The following is a 25,492-nucleotide window of genomic DNA, read 5'->3' as shown; positions in this document are numbered from 1 at the left end:
TCCCGCGGGGCCGCGCCTCGCCCGCCTTCCGCGGGCGGAGCGCGGCGACCGTCGTGGAGGGTCAGCGGCGGGGCAGTTCGCTGCCCCGTACGTGCGTGCACAGCCACTCGACCAGCGGCCCGAACCGCCGCCAGGCCCGCTCGACCCGCTCCCGCGCCTGCCCCGTGTGCACCCACTCCGCGGGCTCGAAGCGCCGCCCGGCGTACAGCGACCGGTGCCGGAGCAGTTCGATGCGCGGATGGTCGTCGGCGAACCCCCTCGGGCGGGTCTTGAGACGCTCGCCCAGCAGCTCGTACCCCTCGCCTGCCAGCGTGTCCGCGATCGACTCCAGCGGCTTGCCCGACAGGTCCTCGTCGACGGCCGCCCGGTAGCGGGCCACCTGGTCGGAGGCCGTGGAGTAGACGCCGCCCGCGACGAACAGCCCCTCGGCCCCGATCTCGACATAGAGGCCGATGGCGGGCATGGCCTCGACGAAGGCGCCCTGATGCGTCTTGTAGGGCGCCTTGTCCTTGGAGAAGCGCACGTCCCGGTAGGGCCGGAAGAGGTGCGCGGGACCGAACTCGGCGGCCAGGTCGTCGGTGAGCGCGAGCATGGGCGCGCGCACGGCCTCCTCGTAGAGGTGCTTGTGCCGGGCGAAGTACGTCTTGGAGTTGTCCGCCTCGAGTCCTTCGTAGAACAGGAAAGCCTCGTCGGGAAAGCCGGTGAAACCCATGCCGACAAGAGTGCCACGCGCCGCCGACAGGTCATCGCTCGGTGTACTTCCGTCCCGCGGTCGGCGTCTTGCCGTACAGCTCCGACACGGTCACGAACGTGAAGCCCTTCCTGCCGAGCGTGTCGAGGATCTCGGGCACGGCGTCCACCGTGCTGCGGTGGATGTCGTGCATCAGGACGATCGACCCGGGCGTGGCCTTTCCGGCCCGCCTGGCCACGACGGCGGAGACCCGGTCGCGCCAGTCCATGGTGTCGACGTTCCAGAGGATCTGGGCCAGGCCCTCGCGGCGGGTCTCGGCCGCGACGTCGTCGTCGGTGGATCCGTACGGGGGCCGCATGACCCGCATCTGCACCCCCGTCAGCCGCCGCACGATCTCCCCGGTGTGTTCGAGCTCCTTCCTGACCGCCTCCAACGGCAGCCCGGCCAGCGCCGGATGGCTCCACGAATGGTTGCCGATCTCGTGACCGTCGTTGACGATGCGGCGCACGAGGTGCCCGCCCTTGTCGGCCGCCACCATCTGGCCGACGACGAAGAACGTGGCCTTCACATCGCGGCTGCCCAACATGTCGAGCAGCCGCCAGGTGTGCTCGCCCGGACCGTCGTCGAAGGTCAGGGCCACACACTTGAGCCGGCCGCAGTCGAACTTACGGCTGCGCGGCCAGCCGGGCTGAATCGACGCCAGCCGTTTGGCGAGTGAGGCAGGATCGACGACGACCGGGCGCAACGGCACGACCGACGTCCTGGACTGCTGCTGGCGGCGCGGCACCGACTGTGTCACGCAGCTCACCAGGGCGACTAGGGCCAGCGGCAGGGCCCATACGCGCATGCTTCCCCCCGAAACGCCGCATGCGGGGGCCTACGGATAATCCTGGACCGGTGCCCCCCGCAGCTCCCTGGCCAGGTCATCCCACCAGAGTGGGACATCCGCCTGCAATTCCTGGTAGCGGCGCGCCACGCGTATGGCACATCCGACCGGATCCGTACCCAGATGCCGACGTTTCACCGGGCCTTCCTGCCAACGGTAAAAGCCATCCCTATAGCGGACGACCAGCCCGATCCACACCGAGATGGTCTCGTCGTCGCCCACTTCGTACGCCGTGGTGACGCCCAGACCATGAAGCTCCGCATGGAGTTTCTCCGTCGCCGCTCGGGCCTCACTCACCCGCCACCCCCTGCCGACGTCGCGCAGCCACGTGATGATCGCCGATCACGTTCACCGCATAGAAGGGATGTACCCAGCAACGGGCATCAGCCGTCCAAGACATGGAGTAATCATGAAACTCCGGGGGGTGTTCCGGGAGCCGTTCGTGCTTATTGGTCACGCGGTTCACGCGGGTTCTGTGAGTGCTGCGCATGCTGCGGGTCAAGGGATCGGAGGGAGTGCGGGGAGTCGTGGGTGTCGTGGGTGTCGTGGGGCTCGGCCACGACCATCACGAACCTGAGCGCGGTCTGGCCCCGGTTCGCGTAACGGTGGGGGCGGTCGGCGGTGAAGAGCACGGCATCATCCTTCCCTATCACGTGACCCTTCCCATACACCGTGAGCGTCAGCTCCCCGTCCAGCACCGTGAGCATCTCCCGGGTGCCGGGCGGGTGGGCGTCGCCGTCGTGGTGCTCGCCGGGGGCCAGCCGCCAGTCCCACAGCTCCAGGATCAGCGGCATGTCCGCGCCCACGAGCAGCCGTGCCTCGGCGTCGCCCTGGCGGAAGGTCACCACGTCCGACTTGTCCACCACCCTGACGACCGGTACGTCGGCCACCTCGACCAGCCGGGCCACGGTGACGCCGAGTGCCGAGGCGATCCGGGTCAGCGTGGAGACGCTGGGGTTCGTCCGGGCCTGCTCGACCTGCACCAGCATGCCCCTGCTCACCCCGGAGCGGGCGGCCAGCGCGTCGAGGGTCAGCCCGCGGTGGGCGCGCTGGGCGCGCACGTTGTTCGCGATGGCCTGGGTGATCAGCTCCGGGTCTTCCATGGAAGTGCAGTCTAGTGAAAACACTTTGCAGTGGAATGTACTCTCTATGTTGTACCGACAGTGCAATGTGTTGAACTAGAGAGGACGTCACGGTGACGGTGATCCTGGCCACCGCCTGCGCGATCGTGTACGGCACGGCCGACTTCTTCGGCGGCCTGGCCACCCGGCGCTCGCAGGTGTTCTCCGTCGTCGTGCTGTCGCAGCTCGCGGGGCTGGCGCTGATCCTCGGCCTGCTACCGCTGCTGCCCGGCGCGTACGGCCACGAGGCGCTGGCCTGGGGCCTGGCCGCGGGCCTGTCGGGGGCGGCCGGGCTGGTGCTGTTCTACCGGTCGCTGGCCACCGGCGTCATGTCGGTGGTGGCCCCGACGACCGCCGTCACCTCCGCGGCGCTGCCCGTCCTGTTCGGGCTGGCCACGGGCGAGCGGCCGCAGGTCTGGGCCCTGGTGGGCGTGGCCCTGGCGCTGGGCTCGGTGCTGCTGGTCAGCCAGGAGCGGCCGCGGGGCGCGGGCGGGCGGGGCTCGCTGACGTCCCTGGCCGCCGCGCTGGCCGCGGGGGCGGGGTTCGGCGGCTTCTTCATCCTGCTGGCCATGGCGCCGCACGAGGCGGGCCTGTGGCCGCTGGTCGGCGCGCGGTTGTCGTCGGTGTCCGCGGTGGTCCTGCTGGCCCTGCTGACGCGGCGCGCGCTCAGGCCGGGCCCCGGCTCGCTGCACATCATCCTCGCGGCCGGCGTCCTCGACATGGCGGCGAACGTGCTCTACCTGCTGGCGCAGCGCGACGGCCTGCTCAGCCTGGTCGCCGTGCTGGTCTCGCTCTACCCGGCCAGCACGCTGCTGCTGGCCAACCGGGTGCTCGGGGAGCGGCTGCGGGCCGTGCAACTGGCGGGCGTGGCCTGCGCGCTCGCGGCGGTGGCGCTGATCGCCGTCGCGCAGCCCGTCTAGTTACCGGCCGCATACGACAGGAGCCCGAGTCCCCTACCGGGGATCGGGCTCTGTAGGACGGCTTCCTAGGCGGCGCGCGGCGCGGGCAGGCGCACGGCGCCCTCCTCGCGGGCGTACTCCTCCAGCATCCCCCGGAGCTGGCGGCGGCCCCGGTGCAGCCGCGACATCACGGTGCCGATGGGCGTGCCCATGCGCTCGGCGATCTCCTTGTACGCGAACCCCTCGACGTCGGCCAGGTAGACGGCCACGCGGAAGTCCTCGGGGAGGGAACGCAGCGCGTTCATCACGACGCTGTCGGGCAGCCGGTCGAGCGCCTCGGTCTCGGCCGAGCGCAGGCCCGTCGAGCTGTGGGACTCGGCGGCGTGAAGCTGCCAGTCCTCGATCTCCTCGGCGGCGGACAGCTTCGGCGAGCGCTGCTTCTTGCGGTAGTCGTTGATGAAGTTGTTGGTGAGGATCCGGTGCAGCCACGCCTTGAGGTTGGTGCCCTCACGGAACTGGTGGTAGGACGTGTACGCCTTGGCCACGGTCTCCTGGACCAGGTCCTCCGCGTCGGCGGTGTTACGGGTCAGGCGCATGGCGGAAGCGAAAAGCTGCGACGTCACGGGCACGACATCGCGCTCGAACCAGTCCTGACGCTGCTCATCGGTCATAGTGATCAATTCATTCCCCCTTGCGCTATCCCCCGTTTTCCGGCACAAGCCGTCTGACGGCGCTTCCATCTTCGCAAGTCCCTGTTAAGGGATGCGTTAGGGACTCCGCCTTGGTCAGAAGGGGTGATCGTCCATCTGCTCGCGGCGCGCCTGGTCACGTCCACGGCCGGACAAGTCTCATTATCATAACACTACCCAACCAATCATGCAGTAATAGTGGCGAGAGTCACATGGGATAGCGTAAGAGGATGAGATTCGTGGACCGGGACGACTCGGGGACACGCCGCTGGGTGGCCGAGGCCGTACGCAAGGTCGAGGCCGATGCCAACCGCAGTTGCGACACTCATCTGCACGTCTTTCCGCTGCCCTCGCACTGGGGAGTAAACCTCTACCTGAAAGACGAGTCAGTGCACCCAACCGGTTCACTGAAACACCGTCTGGCCCGCTCCCTATTCCTTTACGGTCTGGCCAACGGCTGGATCGGCCCGGCCACGACGATCGTGGAAGCCTCCAGCGGCTCCACGGCCGTCAGCGAGGCGTACTTCGCCCGGCTGCTCGGCCTGCCGTTCATCGCGGTGATGCCGGCGGCCACGTCGCCGGAGAAGATCCACCTCATCGAGTTCTACGGCGGGAAGTGCCACCTGGTCGCCGACCCGCGGGCCATCTACGACGAGTCCCACCGCCTGGCCACCGAGACCGGGGGCCACTTCATGGACCAGTTCACCTACGCCGAACGGGCCACCGACTGGCGCGGCAACAACAACATCGCCGAGTCCATCTTCTCCCAGCTCTCCCTGGAACCCCATCCGGAGCCGTCCTGGATCGTGGTCGGCGCGGGCACCGGCGGCACCTCCGCCACCATCGGCCGCTACATCCGCTACCGCCGCCACCCCACCCGCCTGGCCGTCGTGGACCCGGAGGGCTCGGCCTTCTACCCGAGCTGGACCTCGGGCGACGCCTCGGTCACCGCCACCGGCTCGCGCATCGAGGGCATCGGCCGCCCCCGTGTGGAGCCGTCGTTCCAGCCCACGGTCATCGACCGGATGATCGCCGTGCCGGACGCCCGCTCCATCGCCGCCATGCACTGGACGCGCGAGGTGACCGGGCTGGACGTCGGCGGCTCCACGGGCACGAACCTGGCGGCCTGCGTGGCCCTCGTCCAGGAGATGCGCGCGGCGGGCGAGCAGGGCAGCATCGTCACCCTGGTGTGCGACAGCGGCGACCGCTACCGCGGCACGTACGGCAACCCCGACTGGCTGGCCGGCCAGAACCTCGACATCGAACCCCATCTCGCCGACCTGCGCGCCTTCCTGTCCGCCTGACAATCTGTTAGGCAACCCTTAATTAGGTTAGGTCAGCCTAAGCTGTCATACTTCAGCGGAACAGGGTGATGCTGAGGAGGACCGGGTGAGCGCAACCGCCGTCGCCCCGCGTCTTCTCGGCGTCCGCCGCCGCCGTCTCGGCGTGCTGCTCGCCCTGCTCGCCTCCGTGGCGGTCGCGGTCGTGCTGAGCGTCACGATCGGCTCCAAGTCTGTGCCGCTCGCCGACGCCTGGCACGCGCTCACCGCCCCGACCGGCAGCGAGAACGACCTCGTCATCCGCTCCCTGCGCCTGCCCAGGACCGCCCTGGGCGTCCTGGCCGGCCTCGCGCTCGGCGTCGCCGGAGCGCTCATGCAGGGGCACACGCGCAACCCGCTCGCCGACCCCGGCCTGCTCGGCGTCACGCAGGGCGCGGCCTTCGCCATGGTCGCCTCGATCATCCTGCTCGGCGCCTCCACCCTGCTCACCTACATCTGGTACGGCCTGGCGGGCGCGCTCGTGGCCAGCGTCGCGGTGTTCGCGCTCGGCATGGTCGGCGGCAGAGGCGGCCCCACCCCGGTCACCCTCGCGCTCGCCGGGACCGCCGTCAGCGCCCTGCTCTATGCGCTGACCTCCGCCCTCGTCCTGCTGGACGAGCAGGCGATGGACGTCTTCCGGTTCTGGCAGGCGGGCTCGATCGCCTCCAGAGGCGCGGACGTGGTCTGGCAGGTGCTGCCGTTCGTCGTCGCCGGGCTGGTGCTCGCCCTGGTCAACGCCCCCGGCCTCAACGCGCTCTCGCTCGGCGAGGACGTCGCCAGGAGCCTCGGCCAGAACATCCCCCTGACCAGGACCATCGGCATCGCGGCCGTCACGCTGCTGTCGGGCGCGGCCGTCGCCGCCTGCGGCTCCCTGGCCTTCGTCGGGCTCATCGTGCCGCACCTGGCCCGTCCGCTGTCGGGCACCGACCACCGGTGGCTGCTGCCGTACTCGGGGCTGATCGGGGCGGCCCTGCTGCTCACCGCCGACGTGATCGGCCGCGTCGTGGCCCCGCCCGGCGAGCTGGAGGTGGGCGTGGTGCTCGCGCTGCTCGGCGCGCCGTTCTTCGTCTTCCTGGTCCGCCGCAGAAAGCCCGTGCGCCTGTGATGACCGCTCTCCCCCTCCGCGTCGGCGTCGCGTCCTGGCGGGTACGGCTGCGCGGCGTCGCGCTCACCCTGACCGGTCTCGTGCTGCTCGCCCTGCTCATGGCGCTCAACATGCGCATCGGCGACATCGCGATGACGTTGTCCGAGGTCGTCACCGGCACGTTCGACGCGGGCAGCGCCGCCCACTTCGTCATCATGGAGCTGCGCCTGCCCCGCGCGCTCACCGGAGCCCTGGTCGGCGCCGCGCTCGCGCTGTCGGGCGCCCTCATCCAGTCGATCGCCCGCAACCCGCTGGCCAGCCCCGAGATCCTCGGCGTCACCACCGGCGCCTCCGTCACCGTGGTGGCCGGCCTGGTCGCGGGCGGCGGCGTGTACGGCGGCGTCAGCGGCCTGCTGGCCACCCTCGGCGTCCCGGCGCTGGCCCTGCTCGGCGGCCTGCTCGGCGCGGCCGTCGTGTACGGCCTGGCCTGGCGGCGCGGCCTGGACGGCTACCGCCTGGTGCTGGTCGGCATCGGCGTGGCCGCCGTGTTCACCAACGTCAAGTTCTGGCTGCTGACCGTCGGCGACGTCAACGACACCAGCCGCGCCATGGTCTGGATCAGCGGCTCGCTCAACGGCCGCGGCTGGGAGCACGTGGCGCCCACGGCGCTCGCCCTGGCCGTGCTGGTGCCGCTCACCCTGCTCGGCACCCGCTCCCTCGACGCCCTGCGCTTCGGCGACGACACGGTCACCGCGCTCGGCGTCCGCGTGAACCCGGCCCGCGCCCTGCTGATCCTGGCCGCCGTACTGCTGGCCGCCGTGGCCACCGCGTCGGCGGGCCCGATCGCGTTCGTGGCGCTCGCCTCGCCGCAGATCGCCCTGCGGATCGTCGGCTCGGGACGGCCGCCGCTGCTCTGCTCGGCGATCGTCGGAGCCGTGCTCACCACGGGGGCCGACCTGATCGCCAGAACCGCGTTCTCGCCCATCGAGTTGCCCGTGGGCATCGTCACGGCGGTGCTGGGCGCTCCCTACCTGATCCACCTGATCTGGAGGTCGCGAAAGTGAGACTGCAGGCAGCCGGCGTCAAGCTCGGGTACGGCGACCGCGTCATCGTCGACGGGCTCGACCTCGGCATCGAGGCCGGCACGGTGACCACCATCATCGGCCCGAACGGCTGCGGCAAGTCCACGCTGCTGCGCGCCCTCGGCCGGCTGCTCAAGCCGCAGGGCGGCGAGGTGCTGCTCGACGGCAAGCGCATCGACCGGATCCCCACCCGCGAGGTGGCCAAGATCCTCGGCGTGCTGCCCCAGGCGCCCTCGGCCCCCGAGGGGCTGACCGTGGCCGACCTGGTGGCGCGCGGACGGCACCCGCACCAGACGTGGTATCGGCAGTGGTCCTCCGACGACGAGGGCGCGGTCGCCGCCGCCCTCGACATGACGGGCCTGGCCGACCTGGCCGAACGGCCGCTGGACGAGTTGTCGGGCGGGCAGCGGCAGCGGGCGTGGATCTCCATGGCGCTGGCCCAGGGCACGGACCTGCTGCTGCTCGACGAACCGACCACGTTCCTGGACCTGGCGCACCAGGTGGAGGTGCTGGAGCTCGTCCGGCACCTGCACCAGGAGGCGGGCCGCACGGTCGTCATGGTCCTGCACGACCTCAACCTGGCCGCCCGCTACGCTGACCGGCTGGTGGCCATGCGCTCCGGCCGGGTCATCGCCTCCGGCGCCCCGCACGAGGTGCTCACCGAGGAGTTGCTGCGCGAGGTGTTCGAGCTGGACGCCAAGGTCATCGCCGATCCGGTGGCCGGGACGCCGCTGGTCGTCCCGATCGGCACGCTCTCGCGCGGCTAGACCGCCTCCGTGTTGCCCGGTCCGCCACGCAGGAGTAGTTTGACGACGATTACATGATTACAGAAGGAGTCTCACAGTGATCGTCGTACGCAAGCGAGGGGGGTACCGCCGATGAGCGAGCCCACCCTGTTCGAATGGGCCGGCGGCGCGCAGGCCCTCGACCGGCTGACCGAGACCTTCTACGCCCGGGTCAAGGACGACGACCTGATCGGGCCGCTCTTCGCGCACATGGACCCCCACCACCCCGCGTACGTGGCGATGTGGCTCGGCGAGGTCTTCGGCGGCCCGTCCCGCTACACCGAGGAGCGCGGCGGCCACGCGCACATGGTCTCCCACCACCTCGGCAAGGGCATCACGGAACCGCAGCGCCGCAGGTGGGTCAGCCTGCTCATGGACGCCGCCGACGACGCCGGCCTGCCCACCGACCCGGAGTTCAGGGCGGCGTTCGCGGGCTACATCGAGTGGGGCACCCGCCTGGCCGTGCACTTCTCCCAGCCGGGCAGCACCGCGCCGGACGAGGAGCCGGTGCCGCGCTGGGGCTGGGGCGTCATGCCGCCGTACCAGCCCTGACGCCCGGCGCCATCAGTGCGGCAGGGCCCGGCGGATGTCGTCGTCCGCGGGGGCCAGCACCGCCGCCCTGAGCAGATCCTCGCGCGCCTGCCTGTCCAGACCGGCCGCCCGGTACACCAGCGACCTGTTGAACAGCAGTTCGGGCGTCTCCTCCAGCTTCAGCGCCCGGGTCAGATCGGCCAGCGCCGCCTCGTTGTCGCCCCGCTCGAAGGCCAGCTCCGCCCGGCCCGCCCAGGCCGGCACCAGGTCGGGGCCGAGCTCCAGCGCCTGGTCGAAGGCGATGCGCGCCTCCGGGTACCGCTCCTCGGCCAGCTCCACCTGCCCCAGCACACACAGCAGGTACGGGTCGTCCGGCGCGAGCACGAGGCCCCGCTCGACATCCTGCCTGGCGCTCGGGTAGTCGCCTGCGGCCACGTGCAGCCCGCAGCGGTTGACGTACGCGGGGGCGAACTCCGGATCCAGCTCCAGCGTGTGGTCCAGATCGGCGCGGGCCCCCTCCAGGTCACCGGCCGCGTACCGCACCTCCGACCGGTTGTAGTACGCCTCGGGGAAGGGCGGGCTGAGCCGCATGACGGCCTCGTAGTCGGCCAGCGCCTCCTCGTCGCGGCCCAGCTCGTGCAGCAGGTTGCCCCGGTCGAGGTAGTAGTCGGGGTAGCCGGGGTCGGCGTCGATGGCCCGGGTGTAGTCGGCCAGCGCCGCCTCCCTGCGCCCGGCCATGGCCAGGAGCTGGGCCCGGTTGGCGTACAGCACGAGGCGGTGGACGGGGTGCTCGTCGGGCAGGTGCGTCTCGGCCAGCCCGATGGCCTGGCCCACCAGCTCCATGGCGGCCTCGCGGCGGCCTCTGCGCACCTCGACCAGGGCCTTGCCGTTGAGGTCGAAGCCCAGGTGGAAGGCCCGCTCCCGGGTGTCGGGCAGCAGGGACGTGATCGTGACGGCCTCGTTGATCCAGGCCAGCGCCTGCTCGGGGTCGCGCCGGGCCGGGTCGTGGTGGCGTACGAGGATCATGGCCGTGGCGTAGGCGACGGTGGCCCGGTGCTTGGGGTCGGTGCCGGCGCGGCGGGCGCGGTCGTACAGGTCGCGGGCCTCGCCCTCCCGTCCGACGGCCTCCAACGACGCGGCCACCCGCTGCAGGAGCCGCTGCCAGCGCTGGGGATCGTCCTCGTACGCCAGCCCGCGCAGCACCTCGACCCCCGACTCGGCCATGGCGTGATGGAAGCCCTCGTCGCGGTAGCGGTCGAAGTCGGCGGGCAGCGGCCCCGAACCGGGCGCGGACGGCCCCTCCTCGACGACCAGCAGGCCGGGGTCGAGCCGGCGGCGCAGCACGGCCACCAGTTCGGCGTCGGTGTGGTCGGCCTCGCCGAGGTTCACGACGGTCAGCCTCAGCGGCCCGGAGCGCTCCAGGCACCCGCGGACGAACTCCGCCAGCCCGTTGGCGACCCGCAGGCTGCGCCGGACGCCGGGCACCAGCACCCGCTGCGCCCTGGGCAGGTCGTCGGCCAGCGAACGCCGCCGGGCCGGCACCACGGCCCGCAGCCGGGGCGCCGCGGTTCTGATCTCGATGTCGTACGCGGCGGCCAGGCCCTCCGGCGCGGCCGGGACCAGGTGGCCGAGCAGCGCGGCGGCCAGCGTGTAGGGGCCGCCGATCCGACGGTCCGCGTCGATGACGATCGTGTCCACGCGGTCCCCCTCCCGTGCTCCGACATCACCGGGCGTCTCACCCTGACACGCCCGTCCGATCTGCCGCTTGCCGCCGCGGCCGGCGTCGCGCACGCCTGCCGCCTCAGCGGGCGCCCCGTCGCAGCACGTGCCTCCCCCGGGACCCGCTACGGCCCCGGAGGCGGCGTGACCGGCGTGCCGTCGTGACACGCCGGTCGTAGGTCTTCGTACGCACCGTCCTCCTCCTTCCCGAGCCCCCGCCGGAGCACGGCGGGTGGAAAGGCCGGAGGCCCACCCGGTGACGCGCGAACCGATGCTAGGCGTTGTGCCTCGGCGCAGCCCCTGCGGTCGGCTTCACAGTGCCGGGTCGGTGAACCACAATCTTCTTCATTTAACGACCTTTCACCTTCAAATTAGACCGAACGATCAATGACCGATACATGTCAGCACACCGAAAAGTCGTCGATCAAGATTTATCCTGAAAAGTCCCGTTTCCCGCACCATTAGGTGACACCCGAAAGCGGTCACTCACCCAGGATCGCGTCCACGAACACCTCGGGATCGAACGGCGCCAGATCGTCCGGCCCCTCGCCCAGGCCCACCAGCTTGACCGGCACGCCGAGCTCGCGCTGCACCGAGATCACGATGCCGCCCTTGGCCGTGCCGTCGAGCTTGGTCAGCGCGATGCCCGTGATGTTGACCACCTCGGCGAACACCTGGGCCTGACGCATGCCGTTCTGGCCCGTGGTCGCGTCGAGCACCAGCAGCACCTCGTCGACCGTGGCCTTCTTCTCGATGACCCGCTTGACCTTGCCCAGCTCGTCCATGAGCCCGGTCTTGGTGTGCAGCCGCCCGGCGGTGTCGACGATGACGGTGTCGACCTTCTCCTCGATGCCCTTGGCCACCGCGTCGAACGCCACCGACGCCGGATCGCCGCCCTCGGGCCCGCGCACCGTGTCGGCGCCCACCCGCTCGCCCCACGTCTGGAGCTGGTCGGCCGCCGCGGCGCGGAAGGTGTCGGCCGCGCCCAGCACGACCTTCTTGCCGTCGCCGACCAGCGAACGGGCCAGCTTGCCGGTGGTGGTGGTCTTCCCCGTGCCGTTGACGCCCACCACGAGCAGGACCGCCGGCCGCTCGCCGTGCTTCTGGACGTGCAGCGTACGGTCGAGGTCGGGGTTGATCTGGGCCAGGAGCTGCTCCCTGAGCAGGGCGCGCACCTCCTGCGGGGTGCGGCTGCCCAGCACCTTCACCTTGGTGCGCAGCTCCTCCACCATCACGCGGGTCGGTGCGACGCCCACGTCGGCGGTGATCAGGCTCTCCTCGATCTCGTCCCACACCTCGTCGTCGAGACGATCGCGCGACAGCAGCTCCAGCAGCCCGCGGCCGAGCGCGTTCTGCGAGCGGGCCAGGCGCGAGCGCAGCCGCACCATCCGGCCGGCCGACGGCGGCGGGACCTCGACCTCGGGCTCGACGATGAGCGGCTCGGCGGGCTTGACCGGCGGCGGCGGAAGCGTGGTGGTCGCGCCCTCCGCCTCCTCACCCGCTCCGGCGGGCCGCCGCTCCTCCTCGGGAAGCACGGGGGCCTCCGGCGGCTTGACCGGCGGGGCCGCCTTGCCACCCGGCCTGAACAGCAGGAAGAGACCGCCGGCCCCCAGCAGGGCGACGACGGCCACGATCACGATGACGCCGAGGTAACCATCCACAAGATGTCAGTTTTCCAGATCGACCACCATGGTCACGCCCAAGGCCACACCGATCAGGCGCACTCCCGCTTTTCGATCATGACGGCCGCGGCCCGCCCCGATCAGGCCGGCTCGCGCTCCCTGAGCCGCTGGCTGACGACCTGGGTCACGCCGTCACCGCGCATCGACACGCCGTACAGCGCGTCGGCGATCTCCATCGTGCGCTTGTTGTGGGTGATGACGATGAGCTGTGAACTCTGCCTCAGCTCCTCGAACAACATCAGCAACCGCTGCGTGTTCGTGTCGTCGAGCGCCGCCTCGACCTCGTCCATCACGTAGAACGGCGACGGCCGCGCCTTGAAGATCGAGATCAGGAATGCCACCGCCGTCAGCGACCGCTCGCCGCCCGACAGCAGCGACAGCCGCTTGACCTTCTTGCCCGGCGGCCTGGCCTCGACCTCGATGCCCGTGGTCAGCATGTCGCCGGGCTCGGTCAGCACCAGCCGCCCGTCGCCCCCGGGGAACACCCGGCCGAAGATCTGCTCGAACTCGCGGGCCACGTCCTCGTAGGCCGAGGCGAACATCTGCTCCACCCGGTCGTCGACCTCCTTGACCACGGTCAGCAGGTCGCGCCGGGTCTTCTTGAGGTCTTCGAGCTGGGAGTTGAGGAAGGCGTGCCGCTCCTCCAGCGCCGCGAACTCCTCCAGCGCGAGCGGGTTGACCTTGCCGAGCTGGTTCATCTGCCGCTCGGCCGCCCTGGCGCGCTTCTCCTGCTCCGCACGCACGTACGGGACGGGCGGCTCACCCGGCACGGGGGCCTCGGGGCCGTACTCGCCGACCAGCGCCTCGGTCTCGACCCCGAACTCCTCCAGCGCCCGCTGCTCCATCTGCTCCAGCCGCAGCCGCTGCTCGGTACGCGCCACCTCGTTGCCGTGCACGCGGTTGACCAGTTTGTCCAGCTCCTGGCCCAGCTCGCGGACCCGCAAACGCACCTGCTTGAGCTCGGCGTCGACGGCCACCCTGGTCAGATCGGCCTCGTCGCGCTCCCTGGAGGCGAGCTGGATGGAGCCGGCCAGGGCGTGCAGCACCTGCTTGGCGCCCCTGCTGACGGCCTCGGCCAGCGCGGCCTGCCGCCTGCGCCTGGCGCGCTGGGCGGCGGCCTGGGCACGTTCGTCGCGCTCCCGCCTGGCCGCCCTGAGCAGGCCGTCGGCGCGGCCCTCGATGCCCTTGACGCGCTCCTCGGCCGTACGCGCCTGCAGCCGGGTGTCCATCTCGCGCTGCCTGGCGGCCTCCACGGCGCTCGTCAGCTCGTCGCGCAGGTCGGTGGTGGGCTCGGACTCCAGCTCCTGGGCGTACTCGGCCTCGGCCAGCCGGATCTCCAGCTCGGCCAGCTCCTCCTGGCCCTCCGCGCGGGCCGCCTCCGCCTTGGTCACGCTCGCGGCCAGGCGCTCGGCCTCGTCGCGGGCCGCGTTGGCGGCGGCCTCCATCTGGGCCAGCCGCCTGGCCGCCGCGGCGTTGCGCTGGTCGGACTCCCGCTGGCGGCCCCTGACCTGGTCGAGCACGCCCTGCGCGGCGCTCACGCCCGCCTGCGCGGTGGTGACGGCGGTCTGGGCCTCGCCGACCTGGGCCTGGGCGGCCTCCAGAGCCGCCTGCGCGCTCTGCTCCGCCTCGATCGCCGTGTCCAGAGCCGTCGCGCCCGCCTCCGCCCTGGCCTCGGCCTCCTCCAGGTCCGTGACGGCCTCGTCGAGCGCCGCGCGCACCTGGAGCACGGACGTGCCGCCCGTCGCGCCACCGGCCGCCAGGTGGGCCCCGACGAGGTCGCCCGCCCGCGTGACCGCCCTGAGTTCGGGGTGCCGCTCGACGAGCGCTCTGCCGGCCTCCAGGTCCTCGACGAGCACGACCCCGTGCAGCACGTGGTCGAGGGCGGGGCGGAGCTGGTCGGGCACCGTCACCAGGTCGGCCACCCACCGGCCGCCGCCGGGAGCGGCCGGGCGCTGCGCCGCCCGGGTGTCGTCCGCGCCGGCCACCAGCAGGGTCGCCTCGCCCGAGCCCTTGGCGCGCAGCAGCTCCAGCGCCTCCACGGCCGTGTCGAGGGTCTTGACGGCGACCGCCTCGGCGATCGGACCCAGGACGGCGGCCACCGCCGGCTCGGCCCCTGGAGTCACCTGCATCGAGGCCGCCAGGGGGCCCAGCAGCCCGCCCAGGCCGGCGTCGAGCAGCGCGGCGCCGCCGTCGCCCTTGGCCAGGGTCAGTTCGAGGGCGTCGCGACGGGCGGCGAGGGCGGCGACCGAGCGCTGGGCCTGCTGGTCGGCGGCGCGGGCGGTGCTCACCCCCGCCTTGGCGGACTGCAGGGCGGCACGGGGCGCGTCGAGGCCCGCCTTGGCCTCCTCCACCACGCCACGCGCCTCGTCGGCGACCGCCTTGGCCTCCTCGACGACGGCCTGCGCGGTGGTCAGTTCCGCGGCCAGCGCCGGATCGGCGGCGGGCTCCTCCAGACGCTGGGTCTCCAGGTCTTCCCTGGCCTGGCCCTCACGCGCGCCGGCGTCGGCCACGGCCTGCCGGAGCCGGCCGATCTCGTCCTCGGCGGCGCGGGCGCGGCTGCGTACGGAGTCGACCTGGCCGCGCAGCTTGGCCAGGCCCTCGCGGCGGTCGGCGGCGGCCCTGGCGGCCAGCGCGAGCCGCTGCTGCTCGGCGCTCAGCTCGGCCTCGGCCTCGGCGCGCCGCTGGACGGTGTCCTCCAGCAGCTCGTGCGCCTGCTCCAGCTCGGCGTTGTGGATGAGCTCCTGCTCGCGCACCTCGCCGGCCTCGCGTTCGAGGTCTTCGGGGTCGCGTCCGCGGCGCTCGATGGCGGCGGCGTCGAGGGCGTGGCGGTGACGTTCGGCGGCGAGCTGTTCCAGGCCGGTGGTGCGCTCGCGCAGGGAGGACAGCCTGAAGTAGGTCTCCTGGGCGGCGGCCAGGCGCGGCTGGGCCTCGGCCTCGGCCGTCTCCAGCGCGCTCTCGCGCTGCTGCCCCTGCGCCAGCTCGGTCTCCACCTGCCGGCGCCGGGCCGTGATCGCGGCCTCGTCGGCGGCCTCGCGCTCCAGGGTGGCCCGCAGGATGCACACGTCGTCGGCCAGCAGCCGCAGGCGGGCGTCGCGCAGGTCGGCCTGGATGACGGCGGCCTTGCGGGCGATCTCGGCCTGGCGGCCCAGCGGTTTGAGCTGGCGGCGCAGTTCGGTGGCGAGGTCCTGGACGCGGGTCAGGTTGGCCTGCATCGCGTCGAGCTTGCGCAGCGCCTTCTCCTTGCGCTTGCGGTGCTTGAGCACGCCCGCGGCCTCTTCGATGAAGGCCCGGCGGTCCTCGGGGCCGGCGTGCAGCACGGCGTCGAGCTGGCCCTGCCCGACGATCACGTGCATCTCGCGGCCGATGCCGGAGTCGGACAGCAGTTCCTGGATGTCGAGCAGCCGGCAGGTGTCGCCGTTGATGGCGTACTCGCTCTGCCCCGACCGGAACATCAGGCGGCTGATCGTGACCTCGGTGTAGTCGATCGGCAGCGCGCCGTCGGAGTTGTCGATGGTCAGCGTCACCTCGGCGCGGCCGAGCGGCGGCCGGGACGAGGTGCCGGCGAAGATGACGTCCTCCATCTTGCCGCCGCGCAGCGACTTGGCGCTGTGCTCGCCCATGACCCAGGCCAGGGCGTCGACGACGTTGGACTTGCCGGAACCGTTGGGGCCGACCACGCAGGTGATGCCGGGTTCGAAGCGGAGGGCGGTCGCGGAGGCGAAGGACTTGAAGCCGCGCAGGGTGAGGGTCTTGAGGTACAAGCGCGACCCCTTTCCCCTGAACAGAGCTTGACCAGACCTCGGGAAAGACTACTGGTCCGCGCCGTTCCGCGTGGGCGTCAACGGTCAAGCGTCCGTCCGGCCAGGGTTTAGCGACGTCAGCGCAAATAACAAGGGACGCCTCTCAGAGACGTCCCTGGGTCTTGCGCTCCGATCACTCTCAGGTGAGTGCCGGCTCGCGCTCTTGCGTGCGGCTTAGCGCCTCGTCGCGAGTTTGCGCTGCAAGAGCGTCGTTAGTGGCCTGAAGTCGGATGAGTTCTGCCTCAAGGTCACGGATGCGCTGCTGCAGGCGACGCATTTCCGAGACCATCCGAGGGTCAGGACCGCCGACGTGGCCGAGTAGAGCCTTCGCCATGGTAAAGGGTCCTCCACGCTGAGTGACCAGACTGGTTCGCGCACTTCTTATTCCGCGGGAGGGGTGCGCGTGGTACCTAACAAGAGTCGCACCGGCAGTGTGGGCGGTCAAGTCGAACGAACCGCTGAGCCCTACTGATGGGCACTCCCGACATACAACTATACCCTATTTGAGCGGTTTGACGAAACGCGCTACCTCTCCACGAAACCGGTCAAACTACCTCGGGGTTCACTCCACCGTTCTACTACTCCATCCACCCTGCCCGGCGTGTCGCAACCTCTGAGCTGCTCCAGCAGCTTGACGCACGCCTCGCGCGGCCCCTCCGCGACCACCTCGACGCGGCCGTCGTCGGTGTTGCGGGCCCAGCCCGTCAGGCCGAGCTCCAGCGCCCGCGCCCGCGTCCACCAGCGGAAACCCACGCCCTGCACCCGGCCCCGCACCCAGGCGGTCAGCCGGGCGTCCTGGCTGCTCTGTGACATTCGGCACCCCTCACGCGACCAGGATCTCGTCGGCGACCGGCCGGCCGGCGGCCGCCTCGTCGAACGCCCTGATCGCGGCTGTCTCCCTGGACTTCACCCAGGCCAGGCCCAAGATCGACGGTGGCAGCCCGGTGACCGGCACGAAACTGACGTCGGGGCGGGCGAGCTGCCGCGCCGTCGGCGTGCAGAACAACATGCCACCCCGGTCGAGCGCCACCTGGGTCAGGCCCTCCTGCGTCGTGGCCACCTTACCCACCCGGGGAATCGGACGTCCGGAAGGGGTTACGGAGGGTGCGATCCGCTCGTGCCAGGCACGCGGCGCCGGTCCTTCGAGACCGATCAGCGGGATCGCGGCCAGCTCCTCCACCCCGATGCCCGCCCGGCCCGCCAGCGGATGCCGGGCGGAGACGCCGAGCAGGTGGCCGACGTGGTTCAGCGCCGCTCCCGTGACCAGGTCGGGCTCCTCCGTCGGCAGCAGCGTGAACGCGACGTCCACCAGCCCCGCCCGCAGCTTGCTGTACGGGTCGGACAGCGGGATCTCCACCAGCTCCACCGCGCAGCCGAGGCAGCTCCGCTCGAAGGCCCGCACGCTGCCCGTCACGACCTCGGTGGGCGTGGCCAGGAACCCGACCCTGAGCACCCCGGTCACCTCGCGGGCCACCGCCCTGGCCCTGGTCACGGCCACCGCCATGCCGTCGTAGGCGGGCCGCAGGTCGGCCAGGAAGCGCTCGCCGAGCGGCGTCAGCCGCACCCGCCTGCTGGTCCGGTCGAACAACCGGCCGCCGATCCTGGTCTCCAGCGAGCGCAGGAGCTGGCTCACCCGTCCCGGCGACAGGTAGAGCCGCTCGGCCGTACGCGCGAAGTGCAGCTCCTCGCTGAGCACGATGAAGCACTCCAGCTCCCTGAACTCCATGCCGCACCCTCCGGCTCGATCGCTTAGCCCACCTAAACCAAGCCTTCGACCTTCGTCATTGTTCCCGCCCCGGGCGGCGGTGAGGCTGGGCCGCATGACGATGACAGATGTCTCCGCGCGGACGCGCTGGCTCGCCGTGACCTCGGTCGCGATGGGCACTTTCACCGTGGTGACCAGCGAGATGCTCCCGGTGGGCCTGCTCACCTCGATGGCCGCCGACCTGGGCGTCTCGGCGGGCACGGCGGGGCTGACGATGACCGCCCCCGGGCTGGTGGCCGCGGTGGCGGCGCCCGTGCTGGCGATCGTGGCGCGCCGGGCCGACCGGCGGCTCGTCCTGCTCGGGCTGATGGCGCTGCTGGCGGTGGCGAACCTGGCGGCCTCGGTGGCTCCGGGACATCCGGTCATGATGGCCGCCCGGGTGCTGACCGGGGTGAGCATCGGCGGGTTCTGGGCGTTCGCGGCGGGGCTCGGGACACGCCTGGTGCCCGAGCGGTCCGTGGGGCGGGCGACATCGATCATCCTGGGCGGGGTGTCGGTGGCGTCGGTGCTGGGGGTGCCGGCGGCGACGTTCGTCTCGTCGTTCGCGGGCTGGCGCAGCGCGTTCGCCGCCGCGGCGGTGTTCGCCCTCGCCCTGCTCGCGCTGCTGGCCGCGACGCTGCCGCCACTGAAGCCGCTCCCCGAGCCGGAAACGTCACCCGCGGCCGGCGAGCGCTCCTCGTGGCTCTCAGGGCCGCTCACGGTCGTCCTGGTCCTCACCACTCTGACCGTTTCAGGGCACTTCGTGGCCTACACCTACGTCCGCCCGTTCCTGGAGGAGGTCACGCAGGCCGGCCCCGCCCTCGTGAGCACCGCACTCCTGCTGTACGGGGCCGCGGGCGTGGCCGGGAACTTCGCCGCGGGCGCGTGGGCCGCCAGGAACCCCCGGCTCACGCTGATCGTGCTGGTCACGCTCATGGGACTGGCGATGGTCGCCCTCTCGCCGGCCGGGGTGCCCGCGCTGGCCGCGCTCGTGGTCTGGGGAGCGGGCTACGGCGGCGTCGGGGTGAGCCTGCAGTTGTGGATCATGCGCGAGGGCGGCGGCGAACTCGGCACGGCGCTGTACGTCGGCGCCTTCAACGTCTCCATCGCGCTCGGCGCGTTCGCCGGCGGCCGGATCGCGGACGGGCTGTCGGTGCCCGCGGTGATGTGGACGGGCGCGGCACTGGCCGCGATCAGCGTGGCGGTCGCTGGCATCGCGGGCAGGAGTAGGACGATCGGTTCATGAACGCCTCCCGCCTGATCGCGGTGCCGCACCGGGAGCAGGGCAGGTCGCGGCGGCCGTACGCCTCCAGCGAGCGTGCGAAGTAGCCGCTCTCGCCGTTGACGTCGACGTACAGGCTGTCGAAGGACGTGCCGCCCTGTTCGAGCGCGGCCCCCATCACCGTGCGCACGGCCGTCACCAGCTCGGCGACCTTGGGCCCGGTCAGCGTCTGCGTCGGACGGGCCCAGTGCAGCCGGGCGATCCACAGGGCCTCGTCGGCGTAGATGTTGCCGACGCCGCTGATCAGCGACTGGTCGAGCAGCGCCCGCTTGATCTCGGTGTGCCTGGCCCGGAGCCTGCGGGTGAACTCCGCCTCGTCGAACGCCGGCTCGAACGGGTCGGGGGCGATGTGGGAGATCGGCTCCGGCACACCCCCCGCCAGCGGGCTGAGCATGACGTGGCCGAACGTGCGCTGATCGACGAAGCGCAGGTCGGAGCCGCCGTCCTCGAAGCGCAGGCGTACCCTCAGGTGTTTCTCCGGCGGCGCGTCGGAGCGCACGACCAGGAGTTGCCCGCTCATCCCCAGATGGGCCAGGAGCGCCTCGCCGGGCCCCGACAGCGGCAGCCACAGGTACTTGCCGCGGCGCTGCGCCGACAGCACCGTACGGCCCTTGAGCCGCCCGGCGAACTCGTCGGCGCCCGCCAGATGACGCCTGATCGCGCGGGGATGCAGCACCTCGGCCGCGGCGATCTCACGCCCGACCACCCATTGCGCGAGGCCGCGCCTGACGACCTCGACCTCCGGCAGCTCAGGCACCTCGGACCTCGCCCTCTGGACACTGGGGGTAGATAACTCTCACCCTTCGGTCAACACCCGGCGGCCCTGCGTGCCTTCCCGGCGGGGGCCGCGGAATCAACCCGCGGGCTGGCTCTCGCGCTGCTCGCGGCGGGCCCTGATGCGGGTCCACGCCGCCTCGGCCGCCTGCTGCTCGGCCTCCTTCTTGCTGCGCCCGTTGCCCGAGCCGTAGGACTCGCCGCCGACCCGCACCATGGCCGTGAACGACTTGGCGTGGTCGGGGCCGCTCTCCTCGACGTGGTACTCGGGCACGCCGAGTGCCTCGGAGGCGGTCAGCTCCTGCAGGGAGGTCTTCCAGTCGAGCCCGGCGCCGAGCGAGGCCGAGCGGACGATCAGCGGGTCGAACAGCAGGTGGACCACCCGGAACGCCTCGTCGAGGCCCTTGTCGACGTAGATCGCGCCGATCAGCGCCTCCAGCGTGTCGGCCAGGATGGACGACTTGTCACGCCCGCCGGTGCCCTCCTCGCCCCGGCCGAGCCGCAGGAACCGGCCCAGCCCCAGGCCCCTGGCCACGTCGGCCAGCGCCCGCATGTTGACCACCGCGGCGCGCAGCTTCGCGAGCTGGCCTTCCGGCAGGTCGGGGTGGTTGCGGTAGAGGGTGTCGGTGACCACCAGGCCGAGCACTGAGTCGCCCAGGAACTCCAGGCGCTCGTTGGTGGGCAGCCCACCGTTCTCGTACGCGTAGGAGCGGTGCGTCAGCGCGCGCTCCAGGATGTCGGGGTCGAGACCGACCGCCAGGACCCGCTCCAACTCGTCTCTGGCGACCTCGACGGCCACCGGCTTAGGACCTGCGCCCACGTGCTTCCTCCTCGGACATCTTCCTATGGCCTAAGGCGCGCCGACTGCGGAAGATGCCCGAAAACGTGGTGGGCGTCGGGGTAACGCGTAGCCCCGGCGTCCACCACGGCCGCGGGCGAACCGCCGCCGCACGCATCTGAGACGGTAACGCCGACCGAGGCACAATGGCACCCGGTCGGCATCACGTCAACTGCTGACTGCTGAGAATCAGGCGGACGGCTCGATGACCTGACGACGGTTGTAGGTGCCGCAGGTGGGGCACGCGATGTGCGGCTGCTTGGGCGAACGGCACTGCGGGCAGCTCACCAGGGCGACAGCAGTCGTCTTCCACTGGGAGCGACGGGCGCGGGTGTTGCTCCGCGACATCTTTCGCTTCGGGACGGCCACGTCACTTCTCCTGATCGTTATCTTTGTCGGTAATCAGACCTTGCAACGACGCCCAGCGGGCGTCGACCTTCTCGTGCCGGTGATCTTCGCCGGCCTCGGCCAGCTTGACCCCGCACTCCGTGCAGAGCCCTTCGCACTCTTCGCCGCACACCGGGCTCAGCGGCAGTGCGAGCACCACCGCGTCACGGAACGTCGGCTCGAGGTCGAACAGCTCACCGTCGAGCAGTGAGTCCTCCTCCGAGGCGTCCTCGTCGGAGTAGAAGAACAACTCCTGCAGGTCGACCTCGATCGCCAAGGTGATCGGGTCGAGACACCGCGCGCACTCCCCGGCGAGCGGGGCCTGCGCGGTGCCCGAGACGAGCACGCCTTCCATCACTGCTTCGAGCCGGAGATCCAGCTCGACATCGGCGTCTTTGGGGACACCGATCATGTCGACGCCGAGGTTCGCCGGAGCCGGGAGGGTCAGGCTCACCTGCCGCATCGTGCCCGGCCGCTTTCCCAGGTCGTGGGTCGAGATCACCCATGGGGAGCGGGGGTCGAGGTGCTGAGTCATCCTGCTCTCGCTAGGCATGGCGAAAACAATCGCGTCGTACAAGGCCGAAATGAAAGGATAGCAGCTCGCGGTCAGCCCCTGAGCCGCTCGATGAGCAGCTTGTGTACGAGATCGGGTACAAGGCCCGAGACGTCCCCGCCGTAGCGGGCGATCTCCTTCACCCGCGAGGACGACAGGAACGAGTATTCGGGGTTGGTGGGCATGAACAGCGTCTCGACCCCCGACAGGCGGTAGTTGAGCTGCGCCATCTGCAGCTCGTAGTCGAAGTCGCTGACCACCCTGATGCCCTTGACGATGGCGGGGATGCCGTTCTGTCGGCAGAAGTCGACCAGCAGGCCGTGAAACTTCCGCACCTTGACGTTCGGGTACTCCTTGGTCACGGTCTGCAGGATGTCGATCCGTTCGTCCACCGTGAACAGGCTGCTTTTCTCGACGTTGATGAGGACTGCCACGGTCACCTCGTCGTACAGCCGTGCGGAGCGGCCGATGATGTCGAGATGTCCATTGGTGATGGGGTCGAACGACCCCGGGCAGACTACGCGGCGCAAGACGCCTCCCAGGTCTACGGGTTCCCGGCGGCGCGACCGTACCAAACGGACGCTTCGCCATAACGACGGACCCTCTCCTCAACGTAACCTTCCGGCCACATCAACGGCTTTCCCCTGCTTTCCCTCTCGAACGCCACCAAAGCCTCATCTGCTAGCCATCCGTTATCCCGCAGCAGCTCCAGCACCACCCGAACCTCCTCGTCGGGCACGGCGTAGGGCGGATCGGCGAACACGATCCCGTACGGCGCGTCCGGGGCCTTCCCCAGCGCCCGCACCACCTTGTCGGCCACCACGCGGGCACCCTGGAGGCCCAGCGACTCGACGTTCGCCCTGATCGTGCGGACCGCCCTGGGGTCGGACTCCACCAGCACCGCCTCGGCCGCGCCCCGCGACAGCGCCTCCAGGCCGACCGCGCCCGAACCGGCGTACAGGTCGAGGACCCGGGCGTCGCGCAGCCCGTACAGGGAGTCGAGCGTCAAGAGAATGCCTTCTCGAGCCCTGTCGCTGGTCGGCCTCGTACCCCGCCCCGGCGGCACGGCCAAGCGCCGCCCACCCGCCACGCCTGCGATGATCCGCGTCATGTGACCCATTGTTCCGCATGTTCACGCAGGTCAAGAGTGGACAAGTGTCTGCCTCGACTACGCAAGGGTGATTCACATCCGGGGGCCGGGCCCCCATGATGATGTCTGCGGCCTTCAAGGTGACCCACGTGAAGGCCGACCGGCGTGATCGTGAGCCCTTCCGCACGCCGGTTCCCTCGGCACCTGACCCGAGGGTGGGCCCAGCCGGGGACGGCATTCGGGGGGAGGCCGTCCCCGCGGCTGGGTCTGTTTTCCTGGTCGCCGCGCTCGCGGCGACCGGTCAGGTCTTCTCCAGGTACTCCGCTCGCTCGTCCGCCAGCAGCCGGACGATCTCCGCCCGCAGCCCCCCGTGCCGCGCCAGCTCCGGGTCGTCGGCCAGCAGGGCCGCCGCCTCATCCCTCGCCGTGGCGATGACGTCTTCGTCCCTGAGCAGTTGCAGCAGCTTCAGCGACGAGCGCTTGCCCGACTGCGCCGCCCCCAGCACGTCGCCCTCCCGCCGCTGTTCGAGGTCGACCCGTGACAGCTCGAACCCGTCGAGGGTGGTCGCCACCGCGTCGAGGCGGGCCCGTGCCGGGGTGCCCTCGGGGAAGTCGGAGACCAGGAGGCACAGGCCGGGCAGGCCGCCCCGGCCGACCCGGCCGCGGAGCTGATGGAGCTGGGAGACGCCGAAGCGGTCGGCGTCCATGATGATCATCACGGACGAGTTGGGGACGTCCACCCCGACCTCGATGACGGTCGTGGCCACCAGGACGTCGAGCTCGCCCCTGGTGAACGAGCGCATGATCGCGTCCTTCTCCTCCGGCGGGAGCTTGCCGTGCAGGGTCGCGACGCGCAGATCGTGGAAGGGCCCCTCCTTGAGCAGTTCGGCCACGTCGAGGACGGCCAGCGGCGGCCGGCGGTCGTCGTCGGAGGCGGACGCGGTCAGGTCTCCCTCGTCGCCCTCCAGGTCGCCGATGCGGGGGCACACGATGTACGCCTGCCGGCCCAGCGCCACCTCCTCCCTGACCCGCTGCCAGGTGCGTTCGAGGAAGTGCGGCTTCTCCGCGGCCGGGACGACGTGGGTGGTGATGGGGGCGCGGCCCGACGGGAGCTGGGAGAGCGTGGAGACCTCCAGGTCGCCGAAAACGGTCATGGCGACCGTGCGCGGGATCGGGGTGGCGGTCATGACCAGCACGTGCGGCCGGCCGCCGCCCGCCTTCTCGCGCAGCGCGTCGCGCTGCTCCACCCCGAACCGGTGCTGCTCGTCGACCACGACCAGCCCCAGGTCGGCGAACTGCACGTGCTCCTGCAGCAGCGCGTGCGTGCCGACGACGATGCCCGCCGTGCCCGAGGCCGCGTCGAGCAGCGCCGAACGCCGGGCCGCCGCACCCATCGAGCCGGTCAGCAGCGTGACCGCGGTGCCGCCGAACATGCCGCCCTGCGCCAGGTCGCCCAGCATGCCGGTGATCGAGCGGTGGTGCTGCTGGGCCAGCACCTCGGTGGGGGCCAGCAGCGCCGCCTGCCCTCCGGCGTCGACGACCTGGAGCATCGCCCGCAGCGCCACCACCGTCTTGCCCGCGCCGACCTCACCCTGCAGCAGCCGGTGCATCGGATGCTCGCGCGCCAGGTCGGCGGCGATCTCCTCGCCCACCTCGGCCTGCCCCTCGGTGAGCGAGAACGGCAGCCGCGCGTCGAAGTCGGCCAGCAGCCCGTCGGCGCGGCGCGGCCTGGGCCGGGCGGGCCAGGCGGTGGCGGCCTGACGCCGCTGCAGCAGCACCGCCTGGAGCACGAACGCCTCGTCGAACTTCAGCCTGCTACGCGCCCGCCCCACCTCGGCGAGGTCCTTCGGGCGGTGGATGGCCACCAGCGCCTCGCCCAGGTCCTGCAGCTTGTGGCGGGCCCGCAGGTCCGCGGGCAGCGGGTCCTCCAGAGGGCCGAGCGTGTCGAGCACCATGCCGATCGCACGCCTGATCGCCCACGGCGTGACGTCCTTGCCCGCCGGGTAGATCGGCACCGGGGCCGTCGCGAACTCCTCGGCGCTCGCCTCGCTCTCCTCGAACAGCTCGAACTCGGGGTGGGCGAGCTGCCAGCGCGGGTTCGTACGGGACCCGAACAGGCCCACCTTCCCGGCGAACATACCGCGCCGCCCCGGCTTGAGCCGCGACTCGGCCACATGGGAGCCCTTGCCGAAGAACGACAGGTAGATCTTGTTGCGGTTGCCGTCGACGACCTCGACCTCCAGCCAGGTGCCGCCGCGGTTGCGCATCGGCTTGCGCATGAGCCTGGTCACCTCGCCGACCACGGTGACGTGCTCGTCGACCTCCAGCGCGTCGAGCGAGGTGAGCTCGCCGCGCTCGGCGTAGCGTCGCGGGTAGTGGCGCAGCAGGTCGCCGACCGTCTCCAGGCCGAGCACGCTGTGCAGCAACTTGGCGGTCTTCGGGTCGAGCGCCTTCGTCAGAGGCTCGTCGAAACGGCTCACGGCATTAAGTTCTACCGCTTGCGGCCGACAAGAACCTCCCCGCACGGCCGATGTCGC

The 25,492-nt window shown here is 71.3% G+C and carries 25 protein-coding genes; 7 read left to right on the top strand and 18 right to left on the bottom strand.

Annotated elements, in window-relative coordinates; translation table 11 throughout:
• Positions 1-61: 61 nt before the first annotated feature.
• The 4 genes from FAF44_RS12200 to FAF44_RS12185 form a co-directional block, all read right to left on the bottom strand.
• Positions 62-712 carry a DUF2461 domain-containing protein gene (locus FAF44_RS12200; RefSeq protein ID WP_237103204.1) on the bottom strand — a complete coding sequence of 217 codons (651 nt, stop codon included), beginning with the start codon at positions 710-712 and terminating at the stop codon, positions 62-64.
• A 31-nt stretch (positions 713-743) separates the two neighbouring features.
• Positions 744-1,538, bottom strand: a complete 795-nt coding sequence (locus FAF44_RS12195; protein ID WP_237103203.1) for a polysaccharide deacetylase family protein — start codon at positions 1,536-1,538, stop codon at positions 744-746.
• A 30-nt stretch (positions 1,539-1,568) separates the two neighbouring features.
• Positions 1,569-1,874: a hypothetical protein gene (locus FAF44_RS12190; protein ID WP_237103202.1), complete on the bottom strand. Its 306-nt coding sequence runs from the start codon at positions 1,872-1,874 to the stop codon at positions 1,569-1,571.
• A gap of 149 nt (positions 1,875-2,023) precedes the next feature.
• Positions 2,024-2,680, bottom strand: a complete 657-nt coding sequence (locus tag FAF44_RS12185; RefSeq protein ID WP_237103201.1) for a helix-turn-helix domain-containing protein — start codon at positions 2,678-2,680, stop codon at positions 2,024-2,026.
• Positions 2,681-2,772: 92 nt separating this feature from the next.
• Here FAF44_RS12185 and FAF44_RS12180 point away from each other — a divergent pair, with 92 nt between their 5' ends.
• Positions 2,773-3,618 (top strand): EamA family transporter, encoded by an 846-nt coding sequence (locus FAF44_RS12180; RefSeq protein ID WP_237103200.1) that lies wholly within the window; start codon positions 2,773-2,775, stop codon positions 3,616-3,618.
• A gap of 65 nt (positions 3,619-3,683) precedes the next feature.
• Here the strand turns inward: FAF44_RS12180 and FAF44_RS12175 are convergent, their stop codons facing one another.
• The gene (locus tag FAF44_RS12175) at positions 3,684-4,268 is read right to left on the bottom strand and encodes a sigma-70 family RNA polymerase sigma factor (RefSeq protein ID WP_237103199.1); all 585 of its coding nucleotides are present in this window, start codon (positions 4,266-4,268) and stop codon (positions 3,684-3,686) included.
• A gap of 248 nt (positions 4,269-4,516) precedes the next feature.
• Between FAF44_RS12175 and FAF44_RS12170 the strand changes: the two genes are divergently transcribed.
• From FAF44_RS12170 to FAF44_RS12150, 5 genes are all read left to right on the top strand, one after another.
• Positions 4,517-5,590: a PLP-dependent cysteine synthase family protein gene (locus FAF44_RS12170; protein WP_237103198.1), complete on the top strand. Its 1,074-nt coding sequence runs from the start codon at positions 4,517-4,519 to the stop codon at positions 5,588-5,590.
• 85 nt (positions 5,591-5,675) lie between these two features.
• Entirely contained in the window at positions 5,676-6,710 is a 1,035-nt protein-coding gene (locus tag FAF44_RS12165) for an iron ABC transporter permease (protein WP_237103197.1), read from the top strand.
• Complete coding sequence (locus FAF44_RS12160) at positions 6,710-7,753, top strand: iron chelate uptake ABC transporter family permease subunit (protein WP_237103196.1); 1,044 nt, start codon at positions 6,710-6,712, stop codon at positions 7,751-7,753. The genes FAF44_RS12165 and FAF44_RS12160 overlap by 1 nt, the downstream gene beginning before the upstream one ends.
• Positions 7,750-8,538 carry an ABC transporter ATP-binding protein gene (locus tag FAF44_RS12155; RefSeq protein WP_237103195.1) on the top strand — a complete coding sequence of 263 codons (789 nt, stop codon included), beginning with the start codon at positions 7,750-7,752 and terminating at the stop codon, positions 8,536-8,538. Before FAF44_RS12160 ends, FAF44_RS12155 begins: the two co-directional genes overlap by 4 nt.
• Before the next feature lie 111 nt (positions 8,539-8,649).
• Positions 8,650-9,108, top strand: coding sequence for a group II truncated hemoglobin (locus FAF44_RS12150; protein ID WP_237103194.1), 459 nt, complete (start codon positions 8,650-8,652; stop codon positions 9,106-9,108).
• Positions 9,109-9,120: 12 nt separating this feature from the next.
• Here the strand turns inward: FAF44_RS12150 and FAF44_RS12145 are convergent, their stop codons facing one another.
• From FAF44_RS12145 to FAF44_RS12120, 6 genes are all read right to left on the bottom strand, one after another.
• Positions 9,121-10,785, bottom strand: a complete 1,665-nt coding sequence (locus FAF44_RS12145) for a tetratricopeptide repeat protein (RefSeq protein ID WP_237103193.1) — start codon at positions 10,783-10,785, stop codon at positions 9,121-9,123.
• 503 nt (positions 10,786-11,288) lie between these two features.
• The gene (gene ftsY, locus FAF44_RS12140) at positions 11,289-12,467 is read right to left on the bottom strand and encodes a signal recognition particle-docking protein FtsY (protein WP_237103192.1); all 1,179 of its coding nucleotides are present in this window, start codon (positions 12,465-12,467) and stop codon (positions 11,289-11,291) included.
• A gap of 101 nt (positions 12,468-12,568) precedes the next feature.
• Complete coding sequence (gene smc / locus FAF44_RS12135) at positions 12,569-16,249, bottom strand: chromosome segregation protein SMC (RefSeq protein ID WP_237103191.1); 3,681 nt, start codon at positions 16,247-16,249, stop codon at positions 12,569-12,571.
• Between the two features lie 178 nt (positions 16,250-16,427).
• Positions 16,428-16,622 (bottom strand): hypothetical protein, encoded by a 195-nt coding sequence (locus tag FAF44_RS12130; RefSeq protein ID WP_237103190.1) that lies wholly within the window; start codon positions 16,620-16,622, stop codon positions 16,428-16,430.
• Positions 16,623-16,813: 191 nt separating this feature from the next.
• Entirely contained in the window at positions 16,814-17,101 is a 288-nt protein-coding gene (locus FAF44_RS12125) for an acylphosphatase (RefSeq protein ID WP_237103189.1), read from the bottom strand.
• A gap of 10 nt (positions 17,102-17,111) precedes the next feature.
• Positions 17,112-18,014 (bottom strand): LysR family transcriptional regulator, encoded by a 903-nt coding sequence (locus tag FAF44_RS12120; RefSeq protein WP_237103188.1) that lies wholly within the window; start codon positions 18,012-18,014, stop codon positions 17,112-17,114.
• A gap of 94 nt (positions 18,015-18,108) precedes the next feature.
• Here FAF44_RS12120 and FAF44_RS12115 point away from each other — a divergent pair, with 94 nt between their 5' ends.
• Positions 18,109-19,278, top strand: coding sequence for an MFS transporter (locus FAF44_RS12115; protein WP_237103187.1), 1,170 nt, complete (start codon positions 18,109-18,111; stop codon positions 19,276-19,278).
• On the opposite strand, the gene mutM is transcribed toward FAF44_RS12115, so the two are convergent.
• The 7 genes from mutM to recG form a co-directional block, all read right to left on the bottom strand.
• Positions 19,226-20,071 carry a bifunctional DNA-formamidopyrimidine glycosylase/DNA-(apurinic or apyrimidinic site) lyase gene (mutM, locus tag FAF44_RS12110; RefSeq protein WP_237103186.1) on the bottom strand — a complete coding sequence of 282 codons (846 nt, stop codon included), beginning with the start codon at positions 20,069-20,071 and terminating at the stop codon, positions 19,226-19,228. The two genes, FAF44_RS12115 and mutM, sit on opposite strands and share 53 nt — an antisense overlap.
• Before the next feature lie 96 nt (positions 20,072-20,167).
• Complete coding sequence (gene rnc, locus FAF44_RS12105) at positions 20,168-20,887, bottom strand: ribonuclease III (RefSeq protein ID WP_237103233.1); 720 nt, start codon at positions 20,885-20,887, stop codon at positions 20,168-20,170.
• Positions 20,888-21,115: 228 nt separating this feature from the next.
• Positions 21,116-21,295, bottom strand: coding sequence for a 50S ribosomal protein L32 (gene rpmF / locus FAF44_RS12100; RefSeq protein ID WP_033409409.1), 180 nt, complete (start codon positions 21,293-21,295; stop codon positions 21,116-21,118).
• A 1-nt stretch (position 21,296) separates the two neighbouring features.
• Entirely contained in the window at positions 21,297-21,848 is a 552-nt protein-coding gene (locus FAF44_RS12095; protein ID WP_237103185.1) for a DUF177 domain-containing protein, read from the bottom strand.
• Positions 21,849-21,919: 71 nt separating this feature from the next.
• On the bottom strand, positions 21,920-22,396 hold the full coding sequence (gene coaD / locus FAF44_RS12090) for a pantetheine-phosphate adenylyltransferase (RefSeq protein WP_237103184.1): 477 nt from the start codon (positions 22,394-22,396) through the stop codon (positions 21,920-21,922).
• Between the two features lie 14 nt (positions 22,397-22,410).
• On the bottom strand, positions 22,411-22,977 hold the full coding sequence (gene rsmD, locus FAF44_RS12085) for a 16S rRNA (guanine(966)-N(2))-methyltransferase RsmD (RefSeq protein WP_237103183.1): 567 nt from the start codon (positions 22,975-22,977) through the stop codon (positions 22,411-22,413).
• A gap of 280 nt (positions 22,978-23,257) precedes the next feature.
• Positions 23,258-25,435: an ATP-dependent DNA helicase RecG gene (recG, locus tag FAF44_RS12080; RefSeq protein ID WP_237103182.1), complete on the bottom strand. Its 2,178-nt coding sequence runs from the start codon at positions 25,433-25,435 to the stop codon at positions 23,258-23,260.
• Positions 25,436-25,492: the final 57 nt, after the last annotated feature.

The organism is Nonomuraea sp. MG754425, assembly GCF_021699195.1.
In the GTDB taxonomy this organism is placed as follows: domain Bacteria; phylum Actinomycetota; class Actinomycetes; order Streptosporangiales; family Streptosporangiaceae; genus Nonomuraea.
Note: the sequence above shows the minus strand (reverse complement) of the source record. Positions and strands in the feature narration are given on the sequence as shown.

Bases quoted from the DNA above. Each gene is read 5' to 3' on its own strand.
- FAF44_RS12130 (WP_237103190.1), bottom strand. From the start codon at position 16,622: ATGGCGAAGGCTCTACTCGGCCACGTCGGCGGTCCTGACCCTCGGATG.
- FAF44_RS12150 (WP_237103194.1), top strand. From the start codon at position 8,650: ATGAGCGAGCCCACCCTGTTCGAATGGGCCGGCGGCGCGCAGGCCCTC.
- FAF44_RS12120 (WP_237103188.1), bottom strand. From the start codon at position 18,014: ATGGAGTTCAGGGAGCTGGAGTGCTTCATCGTGCTCAGCGAGGAGCTG.
- FAF44_RS12200 (WP_237103204.1), bottom strand. From the start codon at position 712: ATGGGTTTCACCGGCTTTCCCGACGAGGCTTTCCTGTTCTACGAAGGA.
- rsmD (WP_237103183.1), bottom strand. From the start codon at position 22,977: ATGACGCGGATCATCGCAGGCGTGGCGGGTGGGCGGCGCTTGGCCGTG.
- FAF44_RS12195 (WP_237103203.1), bottom strand. From the start codon at position 1,538: ATGCGCGTATGGGCCCTGCCGCTGGCCCTAGTCGCCCTGGTGAGCTGC.
- FAF44_RS12175 (WP_237103199.1), bottom strand. From the start codon at position 4,268: ATGACCGATGAGCAGCGTCAGGACTGGTTCGAGCGCGATGTCGTGCCC.
- FAF44_RS12170 (WP_237103198.1), top strand. From the start codon at position 4,517: ATGAGATTCGTGGACCGGGACGACTCGGGGACACGCCGCTGGGTGGCC.
- FAF44_RS12095 (WP_237103185.1), bottom strand. From the start codon at position 21,848: ATGACTCAGCACCTCGACCCCCGCTCCCCATGGGTGATCTCGACCCAC.
- FAF44_RS12125 (WP_237103189.1), bottom strand. From the start codon at position 17,101: ATGTCACAGAGCAGCCAGGACGCCCGGCTGACCGCCTGGGTGCGGGGC.
- FAF44_RS12185 (WP_237103201.1), bottom strand. From the start codon at position 2,680: ATGGAAGACCCGGAGCTGATCACCCAGGCCATCGCGAACAACGTGCGC.
- FAF44_RS12115 (WP_237103187.1), top strand. From the start codon at position 18,109: ATGACGATGACAGATGTCTCCGCGCGGACGCGCTGGCTCGCCGTGACC.
- FAF44_RS12160 (WP_237103196.1), top strand. From the start codon at position 6,710: ATGACCGCTCTCCCCCTCCGCGTCGGCGTCGCGTCCTGGCGGGTACGG.